We start from the raw sequence: 18,902 nt of genomic DNA, 5'->3' as shown, positions 1-18,902 counted from the left end.
GCGATGTTTATGCCCCACCGCACGTCCGATTTGGCCTGCGTTTCACACCATGCATGGTGTGAGCGATAGCTTGGTCGGTGCACAGGACTGTTATGACATTCGAATCCCTTGGCCTCGATGAGGCCCTTCTGCGCGCAGTGACAGCCGCAGGTTACGAAACCCCCACCGACGTTCAAGCTCGCGCTGTGCCTGCCGCTTTGGCTGGCCGCGACTTGCGCGTCTGCTCCAGCACGGGCAGCGGCAAGACCGCCGCTTTTGTGCTGCCGGCCCTGATGAAGGTGCTGGAAGCCCGCAAAGACCCCGCCCAAAAGCCTAAGCGTGGCGAAGTGCGTGGCCCGCGCATTCTGGTGCTGGTGCCTACCCGTGAATTGGCCATGCAAGTGGCCAAGGCTGCTGCAGACTACGGCCGCTTTGTGCCCTACCTGAGCGTGGCCACCATCGTCGGCGGCGTGCCTTACGCCAACCAGTTGCGTGCCCTGCGCATGCCGCTGGACATCCTGATTGCGACCCCTGGGCGTCTGATCGACCACCTGGGCAGCGGCAAGGCGATTCTTGAGAACGTCGAGATGCTGGTGCTGGACGAAGCCGACCGTATGTTGGACATGGGCTTCATCGACGACATCGAGCACGTCGCCCAGGCCCTGCCTGTGAAGCGCCAGACCCTGATGGCCAGCGCCACCTTTGCCGGTGAAGTGGGCCGCTTGGCCCAGTCGCTGCAGAGGGACGACGTGGAGCGCATCGAGATTGCCGCCCACACCGCCAAGCACGAGAACATCACCCAGCAACTGATGTGGGCCGATGACTTGGACCACAAGCATGCCTTGCTGGACCACTTGCTGACCGAGCGTGAAGTCGACCAAGCCGTGGTCTTCACCAGCACCCAGATCGACGCCGACCGCCTGGCTGAGCGCCTGAGCGAGATGGGCCATTCAGTCGCAGCCTTGCACGGTGGCATGCCGCAAGGCCGCCGCAACCGCGTGTTGTCTGCTTTGCGCAGCCGCCAGTTGCGCATCTTGGTGGCCACCGATGTGGCCGCCCGTGGCATCGACGTGCCCACCATCACCCACGTGGTGAACTACGGCCTGCCGCTGAAGGCTGAAGACTATGTGCACCGCATTGGCCGTACCGGCCGTGCTGGCCGCGAAGGCCGCGCCATCACCTTGGGTGAGCGCCGTGATGTGGGCATGATCCGCCGCATTCAGCAGTACACCACCCAGCCCATCCCGGTGGCAACCGTGGAAGGCCTGGAGCCCCGCCGTGCTGCGCCCGACCTGAGTGGCCGCCCCGCCTTTGGCGGCGGTGACCGTCGTGGCCCCAGCCGTGGTGGCAGCTATGGCCGCCCCAACAACTATGGTGGCGACCGTGGTGGCCAAGGCCATTGGGGTGACAGGCCGCAAGGCGACCGCCCAGCCTATGGCGACCGTCCTTACCAAGTTGGCCCCAAGCCCAGCCGCAGCTTCGGCGGTGGCAATGACCGCTTTGCCCCCGCACCGCGTGGTGAGCGCCCCTACGCCCCCAAGACGCCGTTTGGCGAGCGCCCACAGGGCTACTTCAACCGCGATGGCGGTGAGCAGCGCAGCTTTGGTGGCGAACGCTCATACGGCGGTGACCGCCCCCAACGTGACGGCCACCGTGCCGAGAACGGCTTTGGCGGTGGTGGCCACGCGCCCGCCAGCCGTCCGAGCTGGGGTGCTAAGCCCCGCACCGGTGGTGAGCACGCCCCCTTCCGTGGCGAGCGTGCCCCTCACCATCACACCGATGGCGCGCCTTCGTCCAGCAAGCCCCGCTTTGTGAGCAAGGGCACCAGCGACGGCAAGCGCCCCCGGAAAGCGGTGTAAGCCGCCTGCGGCGCGACCGTGTCGCCGCTGGCATAGATGTGGCGGTGCAAGCGCGCCGCCACTTCAGCATCAAAGGGATTGCCGGCCTCGATGAAGGCATCGTAGGCGTCGGCATCCAGCACCTCTGCCCACAGGTAGACGTAGTAGCCCGAGGCATACGACGCGCCTGCAAACAGGTGCTGAAAGTGCGGCAGCCTGTGCCGCATCCCCACCGCACGTGGCATGCACAAGCGCTGCAACGCTGCCTGCTCAAAAGCCACGATGTCTGCCGGTGGCGCGCTTTGCGCGTGGATCTCCAAGTCCACCAAGGCGCTGCCGCAATAGCTCACCGTCTCATAGCCCTGGCCCCAGCGCTGCGCGGCTTGTAGACGCTGCACCAGCGCATCCGGAATGGGCTCTCCCGTCTGCCAATGGCGGGCATGTTGGCGCAGCACTTGCGGCTCGGCCAACCAATGTTCAAACAACTGTGACGGCAGCTCGACAAAGTCGCGCAGCACTTGCGTGCCCGCGAGGCGGTGATAGGTCACCCGCGAGAGCAAGCCGTGCAGACCATGGCCAAACTCATGGAACAGCGTGCGCGCATCATCAAACGACAGCAGCGTGGGCTCGCCCGGCGCGCCCTTGGCGAAGTTGTTGTTGTTGACGATGATGGGCCGCTCAACCCCACGGTTACGCGACTGGTAGTTGAAGTCGCTCATCCAGGCGCCTGAGCGCTTGGTCTGGCGCGCAAAGTTGTCGTGCAAGAACACCCCGGCACTGCGGCCCTGGGCGTCAAAGACTTCGTAGACCTGCACATCGGGGTGGTAGGCCGCCACCTCGGGCCGAGCCTCAAAGCGCACGCCAAACAGGCGCTGAGCGCAGTCGAACACGGCCTCGACCATGCGGTCCAGTGGGAAGTAGGGCTTGAGCTCGGACTCTTCAATGCTGAAGCGCGCTTGGCGCACTTTTTCAGACCAATAGCGCCAGTCCCAGGCTTCCGGGTCTCCTGCCACGCCGTGGCTGCGCATCATCGCGATCAGGGCTTGGCGCTCGCGCTCGGCGGCTGGCAAAGCCCGCTGCCAAACCTCGTTCAACAGGTCGAACACCGCCTTTTGCGAGCCGGCCATGCTGTCGGCCAGCGCATAGTCGGCATAGCAGGCATAGCCGTGTGCTTCGGCCTGGGCCTGGCGCAGCACCAAAATCTGCCGCGCCACTTCTCGATTGTCGGTCTCGCCGCCCATCTCGCCGCGTGCACTCCAGGCGCGCCAAGCGGTTTCACGCAGGTCGCGCCGTTCAGAGAAGGTCAAGAACGGCACGATCAGCGAACGCGACAGCGTGATGACGTGGCTGCCCTCCGGCAAGCCTCGCTCTACCGCCGCCTGGGCGGCGGCTGCCCGTACAAAGTCAGGCAGGCCGGCCAAATCAGCTTCGCCTTGCAGCAGCAATTGATAGCTGGACTCATCGGCCAGCACGTTCTGCGCAAAGCGAGTGGTCAGCTCGGCCAACTGCTGCATGATGGACGAATAACGGGCCTGCAGTTCGGCGTCAAAGCGGGCGCCGGCACGCACCGCGTCTTGGTGCAGGCGCTCCAGCAGGCGCAGTTGCTCAGGCGCCAACTCCAAGGCATGGCGCCGCTCATGCAAAGCGTCCAGTCGGGCAAACACGCCCGGGTGCATCTTGACCTGGCTGTCGTGGGCCGCCAGCAAAGCCGCCGTGTCGCGCTGCACCGCTTGCAGCTCGGGCGAGGTCTGCGACGAGGTCAAGTTGGAGAGCACCGCATCGATGCGGTAGAGCAAGGCCCCGGCCTTGTCCAAGGCCACGACGGTGTTCTCAAAGCTGGGCAGGTCGGTGGCTGCACCAATCGCGTCTAACTCAGCGATCTGCTGACGCATCGCTTCTTGGAGGGCCGGGCCAAAGTGGGCGGGCGTGATCTGCGCAAAGGGCGGCAGGCCAAAGGGGCTGTTCCAAGGCGTGAGCAAGGGGTTGGGCGCAACGGGGTCTAGTGGCATGAAAATCCAATCGTGGGTGACGACATGAAGGCCAGTGCACCGGGCCGGGTGCCGGCAGGGAATAATCCTCGCCAGACACCCAGTGAGGCTGAAGACGGATAGTCTTGCTTGCACTGAATCGTCAAAGAATCATGCCACCGAAGCCCTCGGCCACGCCTCGCCAAAGACCCCAATAGCCAGTTGGCTGGCCGCCTCAAACAAGGGGGCTCACCACCCTGCCCGCCCTTTTCTCCCCACCATGAGCACAGCCCTTGCCCCCTTGCGCGTCGGATTGATTGGCTTCGGCTTTGCCGGGCGCACCTTTCATGCCCCGCTGCTGCGCACCACGCCCGGTTTGCAGCTCTGCGCCGTGGCCAGCAGCCAGCCGGCGGAGGTCCATGCGCAGTTAGGCCCCCAGACCCAGGTCTGGGCCGACCCGCAAGCCTTGATCGCCAGCCCGGACGTCGACCTCGTCGTCTTGGCCAGCCCCAATGACAGCCACTTCGCACTGGCCCATGCCGCGCTGCAGGCGGGCAAAGCGGTGGTGGTGGACAAGCCCTTCACACTGCACGCCGCTGAGGCCCAGGCCTTGGTGAACCTGGCCGGAGCCAAAGCTTTGTTCTTGAGCGTGTTTCACAACCGCCGCTGGGACGGTGATTTTTTGACCCTGCAAGCCTTGCTGGCCCAAGGTGAGTTGGGCCGGGTGGTGCGCATGGCCTCGCATTTCGACCGCTACCGCCCGCAGGTTCGCCAGCGCTGGCGCGAGGCCGCCGGCCCTGGCGGTGGCTTGTGGATAGACCTTGCACCGCATCTGCTGGACCAAGCCCTGCAGTGTTTTGGCGCCCCTGCCGCGCTGTACGCCGACATCGCCACCCTGCGTGACGGCGGCCATGCCGACGACTGGTTTGCTTGCGAGCTGCGCTATGCCTCAGGCCTGCGCGTGCACCTCAGCGCCAGCACCTTGGCCGCCCATGCCACCCCGCGCTTTGTGGTGCACGGCACGCGCGGCAGCTACCGCAAATGGGGCCTAGACGCCCAAGAAGACGCGCTGCGCGCCGGCGCCCTGCCCGACCCGGGCCTGCCCGAAGGTTGGGGCCACGACCCGCAATCTGGTGAGCTAACCCAAGCCCCCGACCCCGCCCTGCCCGACCAACGCCACACCCAGGCCTGGCCTACCCCGCCCGGCCGCTACCCACACTACTCCGCCGCCGTGGTGGCCGCCCTGCGCGGCCACGGCCCCAACCCCGTGCCGCCACGCCAAGCCTTGGCCGTGATGCAGCTGCTGGACTTAGGCCGGGAGAGTGCAGCAAAGCGGGCGGAGCTGAGCGTGCAGATCGCTTCCTGAGCACAGCTACACTCGGCCACCCCTGAGCCTCAGGGGCTTTTTGTTTGAACCACACCGCGCCCATGGCCCTCAAATCCACCATCTACAAGGCTCAGCTGCAGATTGCAGACATGGACCGCCACCTCTATGCGGACCATGCCCTGACGCTGGCCCGGCACCCGTCGGAGACGGACGAACGCATGATGATGCGCCTGCTGGCCTTTGCGATGAGCGTGCCAGCCGACGACCTGCAAGGGGCGCTGACCTTTGCTGGCGGCTTGTCGGACACCGAAGAGCCCGATCTGTGGCAAAAAGACCTGACCGGCCAGTTGGTGCAGTGGATTGAAGTGGGCCAACCCCTGGACGAGCGCCGCCTGACCAAGGCCTGTGGCCGGGCCGAGGTGGTGCGCTTGTGGGCTTACAGCAGCGCGGTGCCGGTGTGGTGGAGCAGCATGGAAGGGAAGCTCTCGCGCCTCAGCAATTTAGAGGTCTGGCAAGTGCCGGCCGAGACCAGCAAGGCCTTGGCCGCACTGGCCCAGCGCAGCATGCAATTGCAGGTGACGGTGCAAGACGGCGCGATCTGGGTGGGCGACGGCAAAGATTCCATTCAGGTCGAACCCATCGCCCTGCGCAGCCTCAGCCAGCGCCGAGGGTAATCGCCCCCCAAGTTCTCGGGTTTTCGGCAGGTCGCTGGCCCCCAGGGGCCAGCCGCGCTGGCCTATCATGGCGGCCCGACACGCCTGACGCCGTGCGCCTACCCGGCATTTGCGGCCTTTTTGAACCTGTCTCAACGCCACTCGCGCTGCCCATGACCCCTCTCAACTTCCGAAGCCTGCTGTTGGCCCTGATCGGTGCCTCCAGCCTGTTGACCATGACCACACCCGCTACCGCCGCGGCCTCTCCGGCCCCCGAAGACCCCTATTTGTGGCTAGAGGAGGTGCAAGGTGAGAAGCCCTTGGCCTGGGTGCGCGAGCGCAATACTGCGTCACGAGCGGTGCTGGAAGCGCACCCTGACTTTGCGCGCAACAAGCAGCGCTTCCGCGAAATTCTGGACTCGACCGACCGCATCCCCTATGCCCAGCGCGACGGCGACTTCTTCATCAATTTCTGGCGCGACAAAACCAACCCGCGCGGCCTGTGGCGCCGCACCAGCCTGACGGAATACCGCAAGGCGGCGCCACAGTGGGAGGTGCTGCTGGATCTTGACGCGCTGGCCAAAGCCGAGAAGGAGAATTGGGTCTGGAAAGATGCCCAGTGCATGGAAGGTGCATCGACCCGCTGCTTGCTGATGCTCTCACGCGGCGGTGCTGACGCCGTGGTGGTGCGCGAGTTCGACACCGCGACCAAGCAGTTCGTCAAAGACGGCTTCAGCCTGCCTGAGGCCAAATCCGATGTGAGCTGGCTGGACGAGAACCGGATCTTTGTGGGCACGGACTTTGGCCCCGGCTCGCAGACGGACTCGGGCTACCCTCGCGTGGTCAAGCTGTGGCAACGTGGCCAAGCCTTGAGCAGCGCCACCACGGTCTTTGAAGGCGAAAAAGCCGACGTGGCCGCCGGCGCCCATGTGGACCATACGCCGGGCTTCAAGCGCGTGAGCTTCAGCCGCGCTGATAGCTTCTACACCAGCCAGATGTATGTCTGGACCGAAGGCCAAGCCCCGGTGAAGGTGGACAAGCCCGCCGATGCGCAGCTCAGCTTCTGGCGCGAACGCGTGCTGGTGGAGTTGCGCAGCGACTGGAAAGTGAAAGGCAGCAAAGGTGAAGTCACCTGGCCGCGCGGCAGTTTGTTGGTGGGCGATGCACAAGCCTATATGAAAGGCCAGCGCGACTTCACAGCCCTGTTCACGCCCACGGCCACCCGCTCCTTGGCTGGATTTAGCGTGACGCGCAGCCAGGTGCTGCTCAGCGTGCTCGACAATGTGGCCGGCCGCGCCGAAGCCTGGCGCTTTGAAGGCGGTCAGTGGAAGAAGCGCGACATTGCAGCGCCCTTCCCCGGCACCCTGGGCCTGTCCAGCCTGCACGACCCGCAAGTCAGCAATGACCCCTGGGGTGAGCACTTCATGCTGACCTACACCGACTTTCTCACGCCGGATTCGCTCTACATTGGCGAAGCAGGCAAAGATGGCTTAGAGCGCATCAAGTCCCGCCCGGCCTTCTTTGACGCGTCGACCGTGAAGGCCGAGCAGCACTTTGCGACCTCCAAAGACGGCACCAAAGTGCCCTACTTTGTGATCGGCGCGAAGAACCGTGTGGACGACGGCAAGAACCCCACCTTGCTCTACGGCTACGGCGGCTTTGAGCAGTCTATGCAACCCTGGTACTCAGGCGGCTATGGCACGGCTTGGTTCACCAAGGGCGGTGTGCTGGTGGTGGCCAATATCCGGGGTGGCGGCGAATATGGCCCAGGCTGGCACCAAGCCGCGCTGAAGGCCAACAAGCAAAAGAGCTATGACGACTTTGCTGCAGTGGCGGAAGACCTGATCGCCCGCAAAGTCACCTCGCCGCGCCATTTAGGCATCCAAGGCGGCAGCAACGGTGGCCTGCTGGTGGGTACGGTGATGGTGCAGCGCCCTGAGCTGTTCAATGCCGTGGTGTGCCAAGTGCCGCTGCTCGACATGCGCCGCTTCCACACCCTGCTGGCCGGTGCGAGCTGGATGGCCGAATACGGCAACCCGGACGTGCCCGAAGAGTGGGCTTACATCTCCAAGTACAGCCCTTATCAGAACGTGAGCAAGGGCAAGACCTACCCCAAGGTCTTCTTCGTGACCTCGACACGCGATGACCGTGTTCACCCTGCCCACGCCCGCAAGATGGCCGCCCGCATGATCGAGCAAGGGCATCAGGTGCTGTACTACGAGAACATCGAAGGCGGCCACGGTGCTGCTGCCGACAACTCCCAAGCGGCAGACCGCCTGGCCTTGGAGTTCGCCTTCCTCTGGCAACAACTGAAGCGCTGAACCATGAGCCACGCCACCGTCACCCACAACGCCGCTGCCCAGCGCTTTGAGCTGACGGTGGACGGCCTGCTCTGCGAAGCCACCTACCGCCTGAAAGACGGCGTGATGTGGATGAACCACACCGGCGTGCCCCCGGCGCTAGAAGGCCGCGGACTGGCCAGCCAGTTGGTGGCCGCTGCTGTGGACCATGCGCGCCAGCACGGCCTGAAGATCAAGCCGGTGTGCAGCTACGTGGCGGTGTGGATGCGGCGGCACCCAGAGGCCGCCGATCTCGTCGCTTAAATCTTGATTTCTAGCTGGGCCCGCCACGTCATGGCGGTGGGCGAAATGGTTTGAGCCACTTCGTCCCCCACTTGAGAGGTTGAGCCCGTGTCCAACGGTGCCAAATTGCTGAGCGACACACGCAAGCGCCAAGTCGGGCTGAAGCTCCACAACGCATAGGCATCGATGACCCGCTTGGTAGGTTGCACCAACCATTGGTTCTCGGCCAGGCGCGTGGTGTAGCCCGGGGTGTAAGAGACGCTACTGCCCATGGTGAGCGGCATGTCCTTCACCTTCCAGTCGGCGCCCAAGTTCAAGGTGCCACCGGGCTGGCTGTCCAAGCGGTTGTTCGGCCCAGCCACGCTGTCCACGCGCGAGACATACAAGCTCAGGTTGGCGCGCAAGTCCACTTGCGGCGCGTCTTCCATCCACTCGGCCAGTCGGCCCTTGGCCTCTAACTCCACGCCCTGCGTGGTGGCCCGACCCACGTTTTGAGGGCGCGAGACATAAACCGGTCCATCGCGCCAAGAGACCTCTTCCAAAGACACGACCGAGCGCATCAGGTCCGTGATGCGGCGGTGGAAGAGATTGACGCTGAACATGCCACCGCCGGGCAGGTAGCGCTCGGCCGCCAAGTCGATGCCAGTGGCCAACTCGGGTTGCAGGGCCGGGTTGCCCGCCCGGTCGGGCGAGGTTTCGCTGTTGCGGGTGGCGAGGCTGGGCCAAGCCACCAGTTGGTTCAGGGTGGGCGACTTATAGCTGCGCGTGAGGCTCACACGCACCTGATTGCGGCTCTTGGGTTCGGGTCGCCACAGCGCATGCAGCAAGGGGGTAACCACACTGCTGGTGTTGCTCACCGCCGGCAAATCGCCCAGTGGCTCGCCTTGAGTGCGTATGCCTTCCCAGCGCAGGCCACCATGCACAGCCCACTGCGGCGTCAGACTCCATTCGTCTTGCGCAAACAGCGCCACACGCCGCGTGGAGGCGGCCAGGTTGTCCCCAAAGCCCGCAAAGCGAGGCTGGCCGTTGAGCAAGGGCTCGCGGCTGTCGTCACGCTGCGCGGCTTCGGCCTCCAGGCCCATCACCAGGTTGTGGTCGTTGTCCAGCAGTTTGCTGCCCTTGAGGTTGATCTGCTGGGTGCGCTCGGTGCTGCGGGATTGGTCTTGCACCACGTCCAGGTCGCTGCGGCCGTCATAGCGCTCCTGGCGCTCCGACTGGCCGGTACTGCGCGACTGGCTCACACCGCCTCTGGTTTCCAGGCGCCAGCCGTCCACCGTGGTGCGCCATTGGCCATTCAGACGCACCAGTGCAAAGTCCCCGTCGTTGTCCCCGTTGGTGCTGCACAGCAGACTGCTGTCAAAGGGCGCCTGGCCATCACAGGCCACTGGTTGATGGCTGAAACCAGCCTTGCGCGAACCGGTGTTCTTGGAGGCCACCATCATGGGCATGAGCATCAAGCTGTCGGTGTCGCTCAAGCGCCATTGCAGGCGTGCGCTGGCATGCAGGCCCTGGCGCTCGTCGGTGCTCTCGGCACGCTCCACCTGCACCGCCTCGGGTGTAGTGGTGGTGGTCGTGGAGCTGTCTTCGCCCTTGCGCCGCCAGGTGGTGGCCGAGACGTTGTAGCTGAAGCTATCGATCTGGTCGTCGCGCGTCCAGCCCACAAAGCCGCCGGGCTGGCCCCGCTCCACGCCCACACCCAGCTTCAGGTCGTTGAGCCGCTTGGTAAAGCCCTCGCGGGTGATGATGTTGATGGTGCCACCGATGGCGCGAGCGCCTGTCTCGGCCGTGGGCGCACGGATGATCTCGATGCGCTCGATCTGATCGGGGCTGATGGAATCCAGCGACAGGCCGCCCTGCACGCGCTCGCCGTCGATCAAGATCTGCGTGTAGCCGGCGCCCAGGCCGCGCATGCGCGGGTTGCCGCCCCGGCCCGGGCGGCCGTCGGTGCTCACGCCGGGCAGGCGCTTCATCACCTCACCCAAAGAGGTATCCCCAAACTTGTCCAGCTCTTCTCGGTCGATGATGATCTTGGCGGCGGTCGATTGGCGCCGCTGCTCGTCCTCGGTGCGCGTGCCCTTGACGGTCACGCGCTCGGTGGGAGTCGCGGCCGGCTTGGCCGCCGGAGCAGGCTCAGGCTTGGCCGGGGTCTCTGCCGCCGGGCTTTGCGCCCAGGCGGCACTGGCCACCACCATGCTGGCGGCCAAGGCCAAAGCAGACTTTGAAAACGGCAGCGTTGAAAAAGGCTTAGGCATGGCGCTCACTGGCGGGCAGGTCAGTTCAGGAATGAAGCCATTTTCATCCAGCACAGCACCACCCTTGGGCCAGAGGGTCTTGACTTTGCGCCGCAGAAACAGAAAAGCACCCTCACACGGATACCGCACAGACACCTCACAATGGCATGAACCTGAAAATGCTGCCTCCCACGACATGAACGAGCCTCCCAAGACCCTCAAGCTGCTGACGATCTGGTTGCTGCTGGGCACCGTCATTTTCTTGACCTTCCAGTGGTGGCTGCATGAGCGCGCCAAGCCGCGCATCCAATGGAGCCAGGGCCAGGTGACCCTGCAGCGGTCCGCCGATGGCCACTACCACTGGCCGGCCACGCTGAGCGGCCCCCGGGGCCAGCGTGAGGTGGTGTTCTTGATCGACACGGGCGCCACCAGCTCGGTGCTGCCCGGCGAGGTGGCCCAAGCCCTGGGCCTGCCGCAAGGCCCGCGCTTTGTGGCACGCACCGCCTCTGGCGAGGCCGAAGGCTGGCGCAGCACGGTGGACCTTGCTTTGGAAGGCGGTTTCACCCTGGACCGCATGGCCATCTCCGTGCTGCCCAGCCTGTCCGACGCGCCTTTGCTGGGCATGGATGTGCTGGGCCGGCTGCGCCTGGAGCAAGGCCAAGGCGTGATGACTCTGCGCCTGCCAGAGGCCCAGCGTGACTGAGACTTGCAAGCCCCCCATAGGCATCATCGGCATCGGCAATATGGGCTTTGCCCTGCTGCAGCGCCTGCGCTCAGAAGGCTGGCGGTGGTGGTGCACGACATTGACCCGCTGCGCTGCAGCGCTGCCAAGGCGCTGGGGGCCACCGTGGCCCGCCATGCCGCTGAAGTCGCCCAGCATTGCCGCCAAACCCTGGTGGTGGTGGTGGATGCCGCACAAACCGCCGAAGTGCTGTGGGGCGAGCAGGGCTTGCACGCCCAAGCCCAGGCTGGTGACGTCGTGTTGCTTTGCCCCACATTGGGGCCGAAAGATGTGGAAGACGCAGCCAAGCGCTTGAGCGCGCTGGGCGTCAGCCTGATCGATGCGCCCATGTCCGGGGGGCCGCTGCGGGCCCAACTTGGCGAAATGAGCCTGATGCTGGCCGGGCCCCCCTTCGTGCTGCAAGCCAACGAAGCCTTGCTCAGTACCTTGGCCCGCCAGCGCTTTGTCATCAGCGCCAAGGCCGGTGACGCAGCCCGCACCAAGCTGCTGAACAACTTGCTGGCCGCCATTAACCTGGCCGGCGCGGCAGAGGTCTTGGCCTTGGCCCAGCAGTGGGGGCTGGACGCCCGCCAAACGCTGAGCGTGATGGAGGCCAGCAGCGGCCAAAGCTGGATCGCCAGCGACCGCCTGCGCCGTGCCTTGGACAACGACTTCGCCCCTCGCGCCCACACCACCTTGCTGGCCAAAGACAGCCGCTTGGCGCTACAGGCCTGCGCCCTGGCAGGCTCGCCCACATCGGGCTTGGGCCAGTTGGCCGCCCAGCGCTTTGCCCAAGCTTGTGAGCAGGGCCTGGGCACTTTGGACGATGCCAGCCTGTTCCTGCACGCGGGCGGGCAGCCCGAGCCTGTCTCAGCACAGGATGAAGCCGCCGCCCTGCGCGCCTGCACTGAGCTTGCGGCCCACTTGGGGCTGGGCAGCGCGCAGGCACAGGTGCTGGGCCGCTATTCCAACCTGGCGGTGGGCTTGCCGCCGCATAACGTGGTGGCCCGCGTGGCCACCGGCACCTCCCGCTGGCGAGCGGCCGAGCAAGCCCAGCACGAGTTGGCCGTGGCCCACGCCTTAGCCCACGCAGGCGCACCCACCGTGCGACCGGCTGTGGGGTCCCTCCTTGGCGCGCACAGCGACCTGGCCGGGCCGCATGCCTGGGTGTCGCAGGGCCGCACCTGGCACATCAGCCTGTGGCAGCGTGCCGAGGTCTTGGCCACCCCGCCTGACCCCACCGCCGCAGGCCAAGCCCTGGCCGCCTGCCACGCCGCCTTGGCCCCGGCCAGCTTGCCCCCACGGGCGGCCTGGGGCATGTTTGATGAAGTGCAGCGCTTGCTGGAAGACCCTGACTTGCTGCGGCAAGGTGCCGCACCCGCCGATGTGGCCCTGGTGCGCCGCCTGACCCTGGCCTGCCAGCAACGCTTGCAAGCCCTGGCTCCCGCCCTGCAAGCGCTGCATGGTGATGCCCACCTTAACAATGTCTGGGCTACCCCTCAGGGGCCGCTGTGGGGGGATTGGGAAGACACCGTCGTCGGACCCGTAGAGTGGGACGCGGCCTGCATGGTGGCCGGTGCGCGCGTGTTGGGCACCGATGTGGCTTGGTCTGAGGCGGCGCTGCGGGGCTGGTGGCAAGCCCGCGAAGCGCAAGGCTTAGCACCCAGCACCGCGCTGCTGGACGAGTGCGTGCTGGGCCGCACCTTGTTTGTCACCGCCTGGATGTGGGCCTTGGGGGCGGCCAAGGGCAGCCCAGAGCGGCAGGCTAGGCTGACCGGCCGCCTGGCCTGGCTGCGGGCTCAGGCGTAAAGGGCGGCGGTGTCTCGGGCTTGCTGAGCCACCAGCTTGACCAGTGCCGCAGGGGCCAGCACCTGCACCTGAGGGCCATGACGCAGCAGGTCCATGGCCAGCTCGGTGGGGTCGGTGAAGGGCAGCTTCATCTCCAGTTGGCCATCGTCCAGCCAGCGCAAGCTTTGCTGCGGGTGCCACTCTTCTGCGGCCACCCACTGCGCGGCCTCGGCAGAGAAGCGCAGCGTCGCGGTTTGCAGCGCCTTGCCCGAGAAAATGCCATAGCCGCCATCCAGCTCGGCCTGCACAGTCTTGAGCGCCACGTCTTTGGCGCGGGCAGGCAGCACCCGCACACTGCGCACCGCATCCAAGGCGAAACGGCGTAGGCCCTCGCTGCGGTGGCACCAAGCATCCAGGTACCAGGTGTTGCGGTAGTAGGTGAGCCGCTGCGGAGAGACCTCGCGCTGCGACTCGCTGCGCCGCGCCCGGGTGAAGTAAAGCATCTCCAGCCGCTCGCGCTTGAGCAAGGCAGAGCCCACCAGCTCAAACCACTTGCTAGGCACCGGGCGGCGCGCCGGGCTGATCACCCGAACGCGGCGCAGTAACTCGCGGGACTCTCCCTCGCTGGTGCCCAGCATGCCGTGCAGCTTGTCGAGCAAGGGCTGCAAGTGCCGCCCGAGCACGCCCCCGGCATCCAGCCCGGCAATGAGCTGGTGCATGGTCAACAGGGCATGGATCTCAGCTTCGTTGAACCAGACGCCGGGCAGCTCGTGGGCCGTGGCTGCGGTGCCCGTGCCCTCGCCTTGCGCTTCAAAGCGATAGGCGTTGTCAAAGCGGTCGTAGACGATGGGCGCGTCCATGCGGTCTCGCAGGTATTGCAGGTCGCGCTTGAGCGTGGCGCGCGAGACCTCCAGCTCGGCTTGCAGGGCCTCAAACGACACCCCGCCGCGCGACTTGATGAGCAGCTCGATCCGATAAAAGCGTTCAGTGCGGTCCATGCCCTAGGGTATCGCAGGCTCATGGGATGAGCCTCTCCGGAAAACCCGCATGGCCACCACAACGATTCAGCAGGCTCATCCCATGAGCCTGTGGCCTTGCACACTGTCTTACACGCTGACCCAGACCAGCAGCCCACGCTGCCATCACTGGCCCCTTCTTCGTTGGAGACAAGCATGACCCAAGCCACGCTACCCTTTGCTGATGACACCCCGACCACTGTTGCGCCACAGGCTTTGGACCGCTGCGGCTTTGGCTTGGGCTGGGACCATGCCCGCCACGGCCTGCTGCCTCCGGCCCAACACCTGCTGCCGCAAAACCCGCTGCGCCAGGGCTGGGAGGCCGGACGGGCGGCCTTTGGCCCCCGCACCTTGGCCGCCACGCCGGCCGTGCAGGCCTGGCTCAGCTTGCGCCTGGACGCTTGGCTGCACGGCCGCCACTTTGAAGACGTGCAGGTCACCCCTCACTACCTGGCCCAGCTGTGGGTGGAGCGCTGCCCCATCAGCCGCCGCCCGCTTCGAGGCCTTCAAGGCTTGGGCACCGCCGCGTCGGAAACCCTTGAGTCGGCCCGCATTGCCCGCCTACAAGGCGAGGCGGGCTATGCCGCTGGTCATTTGGCAGTGATCAGCCTGCGGGCCGCCCAAGCCATGCAGGGCCAACGCTGGGACGATGCGCGGCTGATGGCCGTGCTGGCCGCTGCGCGCGAGTCTTCGGCGGACAGTGCCGCGCCGGGCCTTACAGGCGACATGGACGACGCCGACGCACTGAGCAGCACCGAGTGGACCCGCCTGGCCACGCTGATGTCTTTCGTCACCCCACTGCCGCACGAGGTGGCCGCCGCCGTGCCACTGCGGGTGCTGCCACCCAACCGGCTGCGCCTGCTCAACCCCATCCAAGGCCTGCAGGTCATCATCACCCGCCAGATTGCGCGGCCCGGCTTTGCCGCCCGCCTGGGTCAACTGGCCACGCTGCTGCCCAGCCTCAGCCTGCAGCGTGATTTTCACAAGGTGGTGCACGGGCTGTTGCCCCGCGCCTGGGATGGCGGCCGCCCGCTGACTGAGAGCCAATGGCGCGAGCGCCTGGAAGACGCCTGGGCGGACCCGCGCCTGATGCGCTGCTGGCAGCGCTTTGCCCTACAACTCAGTGCCGCGCAGGCTGAAGAACTGGTCACCCAAGCGGCCCGCAAGGGTTTGGTGGGCCAGGCCCAGCAGGTGCAGATCCATGCGCCCGAGCAGGCTACCGAGGGCTGGGCCTTGGAGTCCGGAGGCTATGTGAGCCGCGCTCAGCGCATCAGCAGCCCGGCCCCCGCTCGCATCGGCTTCAAGCGGCTGGGCGCAAAGCTGCCCCACAGCCTCATCGCTGCGGCCGGCGCGCCTCAAGCATAGGTTTGCAGGTGGCTGCGGCCGGGCTGATCCAAATGGGGCAGGTTGTTAAAGCTGATCAAGGCATGGCGGCGCGAGGTGCTTTGCAGCTCGGTCACCGCGCTGTTGCGCAAGCGCAGGTTCAACTCCACCACACCCTCAGGCGCGGCCTGCAGCACATGACCCACCGCGTTGGAGATCGGCCCGCCACTGGAAACCACCAAAATGTGCTCGGCGGAAGGCTGCTGGCGCGCCTCATCCAACGCCGCCATCACGCCACCCAAAAAGTCTGCGTGGGCGGGCAGGCCCGCCGGGGCCATCTCGCCCTTGATCCAGCCCAGCAAGCCTTGGCGCAGGTGCAAAAAATGTTGGCGCTGCACCTCGGGGCTGTCGCCGCTGGGCAGTGGACCAGGATGAGCCGCCCGCACCAGGGCCTCAGGGTCGTACTCATTGAGCCCACTGCGCACCGTGGCCTCAGGCAAGCCACCTAGGCCAGCCGCAATCGCCTCCATGCTCTGGCGATGGCGCTTCAAGCTGCCCATCCACACCGTATCAAAGCGCAAGCCTAAGGCTCGCCAATGTTGGCCCAGCAGCTCACACTGCTGCGCCCCCAAGGGGCTCAATTGGTCGTAGTCTGCTGCGCCAAACGACGCCTGCCCGTGCCGCACCATGTAGATCTTTGCCATTGCATAATTCTGAACGACTTGGATAAAATATTCTGTCGCAAAAGTGACTATCCAGCCCGATAGAATTTCTTTAACACAGTAGATTTTTTTGTATCAACCAGCCAATCAAAAGGGAGGATTGAGGTATGAAATCAAGCACATCTTTTAATTTGGAAAAACTGAAGAATAAAGATCAATCAGAGATACGCAAAGTCGCACAACTTTATTCGAACAAGAAGCTCTCTTCAGGACAGATATCTCTAATTAATAGCCAAGCCAAGCATGCCCTACAGGAAATCAGAAATATTGCAAAACTTGCCTCAAAGAGCCAGGTCGAAGCATTCAAAAGCAATGATCGGACAACTCAAAAAACGTTGGATTTTTCTAGCAGTATTGCGAAAAATTCCAAAGGACGAGGAAAGCTTCGTGAAGGCTACAAGCATGCAGAGATTGTTCAACGTCAACAGCTGTCATCGAATGAAATAATAAACGACAGCAACAATCAATTCTGGGGGAAAGTTGTTTCGACCTTGAGCTTTACTGCTCTAGCAGCTTACGTGATAAACGTCGCCAGCAACAAGACCAAAAAGTAAAGCGTTAGCGCCTAACGCCCCACTGACTCGAAATCTATCAAGTGTTGCGATTCCGAATTTAATTCACCACCTATTGGCCCACCGAGATGATGGCGTCGAGCTGTAGTGCTGGTGATAGTATTTTTTGCCGTCGGAGGCAGTTAACCGGAAATTTAGGATAACTGAATCGACGTCCGGTTCGCTGTCCGAAACACCATCTTCAAGTGATAGCTGATGGTTCGGCCATCCACGTCATAGAGCAACGCCATAATTTCTTAAGTATCCAGACGCTCTCGTCCTTGTACACCGCCTTCACGCCACACTCTGGCCGCTAGCGGCGATGAAGGTCAGGTATTCCGCCGCCGAGGTGCAAATGGTGAAACCTCGGTCTTTCGGGGAATCTGGGGGGCTTCCGCTGGGCTATGGGTTACACCACCGTCACTTGGCCGTTCATCAGCAGGGGTAGGAGCCAGTCGCGAAGTTGGGCGAGTTGCTGGTTATCCTTCGCATTCATTAGGTGCTTCTTAAATATAGGTGCTATCCTTTCGTGCGCAATATCGATTAACTCAATCGGCGGAATGCAAATCCTGCTTTGCTTTAAGTGATCATGTGTAATGTGGCCCATTGTAGTTTTTCGCTTTTCGGCCATCATCTTGAAATGTGTCAGATATCTCAACAACTCAAAATAATAGAAAGTTTTCGGATATTTATTTGAAGTGACTTTGAAAATATGCTGATTGAGCGCCCCCTTACCTTGGGACCAGATCTTCACGTCCAACGTGGCCGACCAAGAAAATAGCACATCCCCATCATCAACAATCGCGTCTTGAGGAATATCAGGACGAGCTTTCTCAGTGCTGGCTGAAAGCCCTTCGCCCATTTCCTTGATTTTGATAACAGGCAGATAGTCGCTGTAAATTGGTCTGTATTTCTGCATCGCAAGGCCATTGAAATACCGCGCGATCCCCCACAACGAGCCATCCTCCCATCCCTCCGGAATCTCCCGCTTGAGCATGGCGTTGTAGACCATCTTGCCGCCGGAGGATTTGTACGGTTTGCCGTTGCCGTCGGGGAAATCGAACTGCACAAACCAGTATTCGTACAGTGTCTTGGCCATCGCCTCCAGCTCGGCGTTGATACGGTTGTTGCAGTCGATTTTGGCGTCGAGGGCAGTGAGGACGGCGGCAATTTTTTTCTGCTGATCTTTGTCGGTGATAGCCGGAACAGCCATTTCATGCAGCTCATTCCGATTAACGCCAGGCACTGCGCTTTTATCAGAAGTACGGATCCGACCAAGACAACTCAGCAAGTAATAGATGTATTTTGGATCATTATCTTTGAAGGTGGCGACATAGAGCGCAGTATTATGTGGCCAGTATTTACCATTTACGTAATACATTTCACCGAGCGTGCCGTATCGCCCCGTGACAACGCCCTGACCATCAACCATGTATTCGTCATGAAATCCGGTGATTCCAGCCGAGCTAATTACTGGATAAGGTCCCGAACGTCGCTGATTCTCAGGAAGGTCGTAGCCACGCTTCAGATTCAGCAAATCACCAAGCCGTCGATGAACTGCATTAGTCATGGCGTAGCCCCGCCAACTGCTTCTTGATCTCCAGCTCGAGCCCCGCCGACTCCTTAAACAGAGCATCTAGCCGATCGTTAAACCCTTGTAGTTTCTCGAAAAACTGTGCGGGTGTCAGATCGCAATAATCGATCTTCACATCGAAATACTGCCCGGCACTCAAACTGTAATTCTTGGCGGCAATGTCGGCGTAGTCGACCACCACCGAGAAGTCTTCCACCGCCACTTTTCCATTGAAAGTGGCAATGATTCGGTCTTCTTCTTCTATAGACAGAAGAGTTTTCTGATTCTTGCCGTCTTTGTATTTGGTGCCAAGACCGGAAGCATCGATCAGCACAACACCGGCCTTGTTTGCTGCGTCGATGAACAGGATCGACACGTTAGTGCCAGTGGTGGCGAAGATGTTGCTGGGCATAGAGACCACACCCGCAAGCATCTTGCTATCCACCAGATGTTGGCGGATGCCTTTTTCGATCCCACTTTGCGCGGTGATAAATCCAGTAGGAACCACCATGGCTGCTTTGCCACCGGGTCTAGCAGGCTGCTGAAATACCGACCGGTTGTGATGGTCGAGCGAGGCGCAGCGAGGACAATGTGAGCATCTCGATCTGAGAGAGACCTATGCGCGGCGCCG

The 18,902-nt window shown here is 63.3% G+C and carries 14 protein-coding genes and 1 pseudogene; 9 read left to right on the top strand and 6 right to left on the bottom strand.

The genetic code is table 11. From position 1 onward, the window contains the following. Window positions 1-92: 92 nt before the first annotated feature. Window positions 93-1,838 carry a DEAD/DEAH box helicase gene (locus ACIQ3Q_RS19130; protein WP_396270792.1) on the top strand — a complete coding sequence of 582 codons (1,746 nt, stop codon included), beginning with the start codon at window positions 93-95 and terminating at the stop codon, window positions 1,836-1,838. Here ACIQ3Q_RS19130 and ACIQ3Q_RS19125 read toward each other — a convergent pair. Next, the gene (locus ACIQ3Q_RS19125; protein ID WP_396270791.1) at window positions 1,751-3,826 is read right to left on the bottom strand and encodes a M3 family metallopeptidase; all 2,076 of its coding nucleotides are present in this window, start codon (window positions 3,824-3,826) and stop codon (window positions 1,751-1,753) included. The two genes, ACIQ3Q_RS19130 and ACIQ3Q_RS19125, sit on opposite strands and share 88 nt — an antisense overlap. Before the next feature lie 238 nt (window positions 3,827-4,064). Between ACIQ3Q_RS19125 and ACIQ3Q_RS19120 the strand changes: the two genes are divergently transcribed. From ACIQ3Q_RS19120 to ACIQ3Q_RS19105, 4 genes are all read left to right on the top strand, one after another. Further along, window positions 4,065-5,150 (top strand): oxidoreductase, encoded by a 1,086-nt coding sequence (locus tag ACIQ3Q_RS19120; protein WP_396270789.1) that lies wholly within the window; start codon window positions 4,065-4,067, stop codon window positions 5,148-5,150. A gap of 62 nt (window positions 5,151-5,212) precedes the next feature. After that, the gene (locus tag ACIQ3Q_RS19115; RefSeq protein ID WP_396270787.1) at window positions 5,213-5,785 is read left to right on the top strand and encodes a YaeQ family protein; all 573 of its coding nucleotides are present in this window, start codon (window positions 5,213-5,215) and stop codon (window positions 5,783-5,785) included. A 152-nt stretch (window positions 5,786-5,937) separates the two neighbouring features. Further along, window positions 5,938-8,085 carry a prolyl oligopeptidase family protein gene (locus tag ACIQ3Q_RS19110; protein WP_396270786.1) on the top strand — a complete coding sequence of 716 codons (2,148 nt, stop codon included), beginning with the start codon at window positions 5,938-5,940 and terminating at the stop codon, window positions 8,083-8,085. A 3-nt stretch (window positions 8,086-8,088) separates the two neighbouring features. Next, complete coding sequence (locus tag ACIQ3Q_RS19105; RefSeq protein WP_396270785.1) at window positions 8,089-8,367, top strand: GNAT family N-acetyltransferase; 279 nt, start codon at window positions 8,089-8,091, stop codon at window positions 8,365-8,367. Here ACIQ3Q_RS19105 and ACIQ3Q_RS19100 read toward each other — a convergent pair. After that, window positions 8,364-10,598 (bottom strand): TonB-dependent receptor plug domain-containing protein, encoded by a 2,235-nt coding sequence (locus ACIQ3Q_RS19100; RefSeq protein WP_396270784.1) that lies wholly within the window; start codon window positions 10,596-10,598, stop codon window positions 8,364-8,366. The genes ACIQ3Q_RS19105 and ACIQ3Q_RS19100 overlap by 4 nt on opposite strands. 175 nt (window positions 10,599-10,773) lie before the next feature. Between ACIQ3Q_RS19100 and ACIQ3Q_RS19095 the strand changes: the two genes are divergently transcribed. After that, complete coding sequence (locus ACIQ3Q_RS19095; protein WP_396270783.1) at window positions 10,774-11,280, top strand: TIGR02281 family clan AA aspartic protease; 507 nt, start codon at window positions 10,774-10,776, stop codon at window positions 11,278-11,280. Window positions 11,281-11,370: 90 nt separating this feature from the next. After that, on the top strand, window positions 11,371-13,107 hold the full coding sequence (locus tag ACIQ3Q_RS19090) for an NAD-binding protein (RefSeq protein WP_396270782.1): 1,737 nt from the start codon (window positions 11,371-11,373) through the stop codon (window positions 13,105-13,107). On the opposite strand, the gene ACIQ3Q_RS19085 is transcribed toward ACIQ3Q_RS19090, so the two are convergent. Next, window positions 13,098-14,084 carry a helix-turn-helix transcriptional regulator gene (locus ACIQ3Q_RS19085; RefSeq protein WP_396270781.1) on the bottom strand — a complete coding sequence of 329 codons (987 nt, stop codon included), beginning with the start codon at window positions 14,082-14,084 and terminating at the stop codon, window positions 13,098-13,100. The genes ACIQ3Q_RS19090 and ACIQ3Q_RS19085 overlap by 10 nt on opposite strands. Before the next feature lie 174 nt (window positions 14,085-14,258). Between ACIQ3Q_RS19085 and ACIQ3Q_RS19080 the strand changes: the two genes are divergently transcribed. After that, on the top strand, window positions 14,259-15,467 hold the full coding sequence (locus ACIQ3Q_RS19080; RefSeq protein WP_396270780.1) for a hypothetical protein: 1,209 nt from the start codon (window positions 14,259-14,261) through the stop codon (window positions 15,465-15,467). Here ACIQ3Q_RS19080 and ACIQ3Q_RS19075 read toward each other — a convergent pair. Continuing rightward, the gene (locus tag ACIQ3Q_RS19075) at window positions 15,458-16,129 is read right to left on the bottom strand and encodes a histidine phosphatase family protein (RefSeq protein WP_396270779.1); all 672 of its coding nucleotides are present in this window, start codon (window positions 16,127-16,129) and stop codon (window positions 15,458-15,460) included. The two genes, ACIQ3Q_RS19080 and ACIQ3Q_RS19075, sit on opposite strands and share 10 nt — an antisense overlap. Before the next feature lie 125 nt (window positions 16,130-16,254). Here ACIQ3Q_RS19075 and ACIQ3Q_RS19070 point away from each other — a divergent pair, with 125 nt between their 5' ends. Then, the gene (locus ACIQ3Q_RS19070) at window positions 16,255-16,701 is read left to right on the top strand and encodes a hypothetical protein (RefSeq protein ID WP_396270778.1); all 447 of its coding nucleotides are present in this window, start codon (window positions 16,255-16,257) and stop codon (window positions 16,699-16,701) included. A gap of 406 nt (window positions 16,702-17,107) precedes the next feature. Here the strand turns inward: ACIQ3Q_RS19070 and ACIQ3Q_RS19065 are convergent, their stop codons facing one another. Together ACIQ3Q_RS19065 and ACIQ3Q_RS19060 are read right to left on the bottom strand one after the other, a co-directional pair. Beyond that, complete coding sequence (locus tag ACIQ3Q_RS19065; RefSeq protein ID WP_396270777.1) at window positions 17,108-18,268, bottom strand: restriction endonuclease subunit S; 1,161 nt, start codon at window positions 18,266-18,268, stop codon at window positions 17,108-17,110. Further along, window positions 18,261-18,794, bottom strand: a pseudogene (locus tag ACIQ3Q_RS19060) (N-6 DNA methylase); the annotation flags it as partial. The gene ACIQ3Q_RS19065 and the pseudogene ACIQ3Q_RS19060, both read right to left, overlap by 8 nt. Window positions 18,795-18,902 lie beyond the last annotated feature (108 nt).

This window comes from Ideonella sp. (assembly GCF_044358605.1).
In the GTDB taxonomy this organism is placed as follows: domain Bacteria; phylum Pseudomonadota; class Gammaproteobacteria; order Burkholderiales; family Burkholderiaceae_C; genus Ideonella.
The sequence above is the reverse complement of the archived record's forward strand: the minus strand, read 5'-3'. Positions and strand labels throughout refer to the sequence as shown.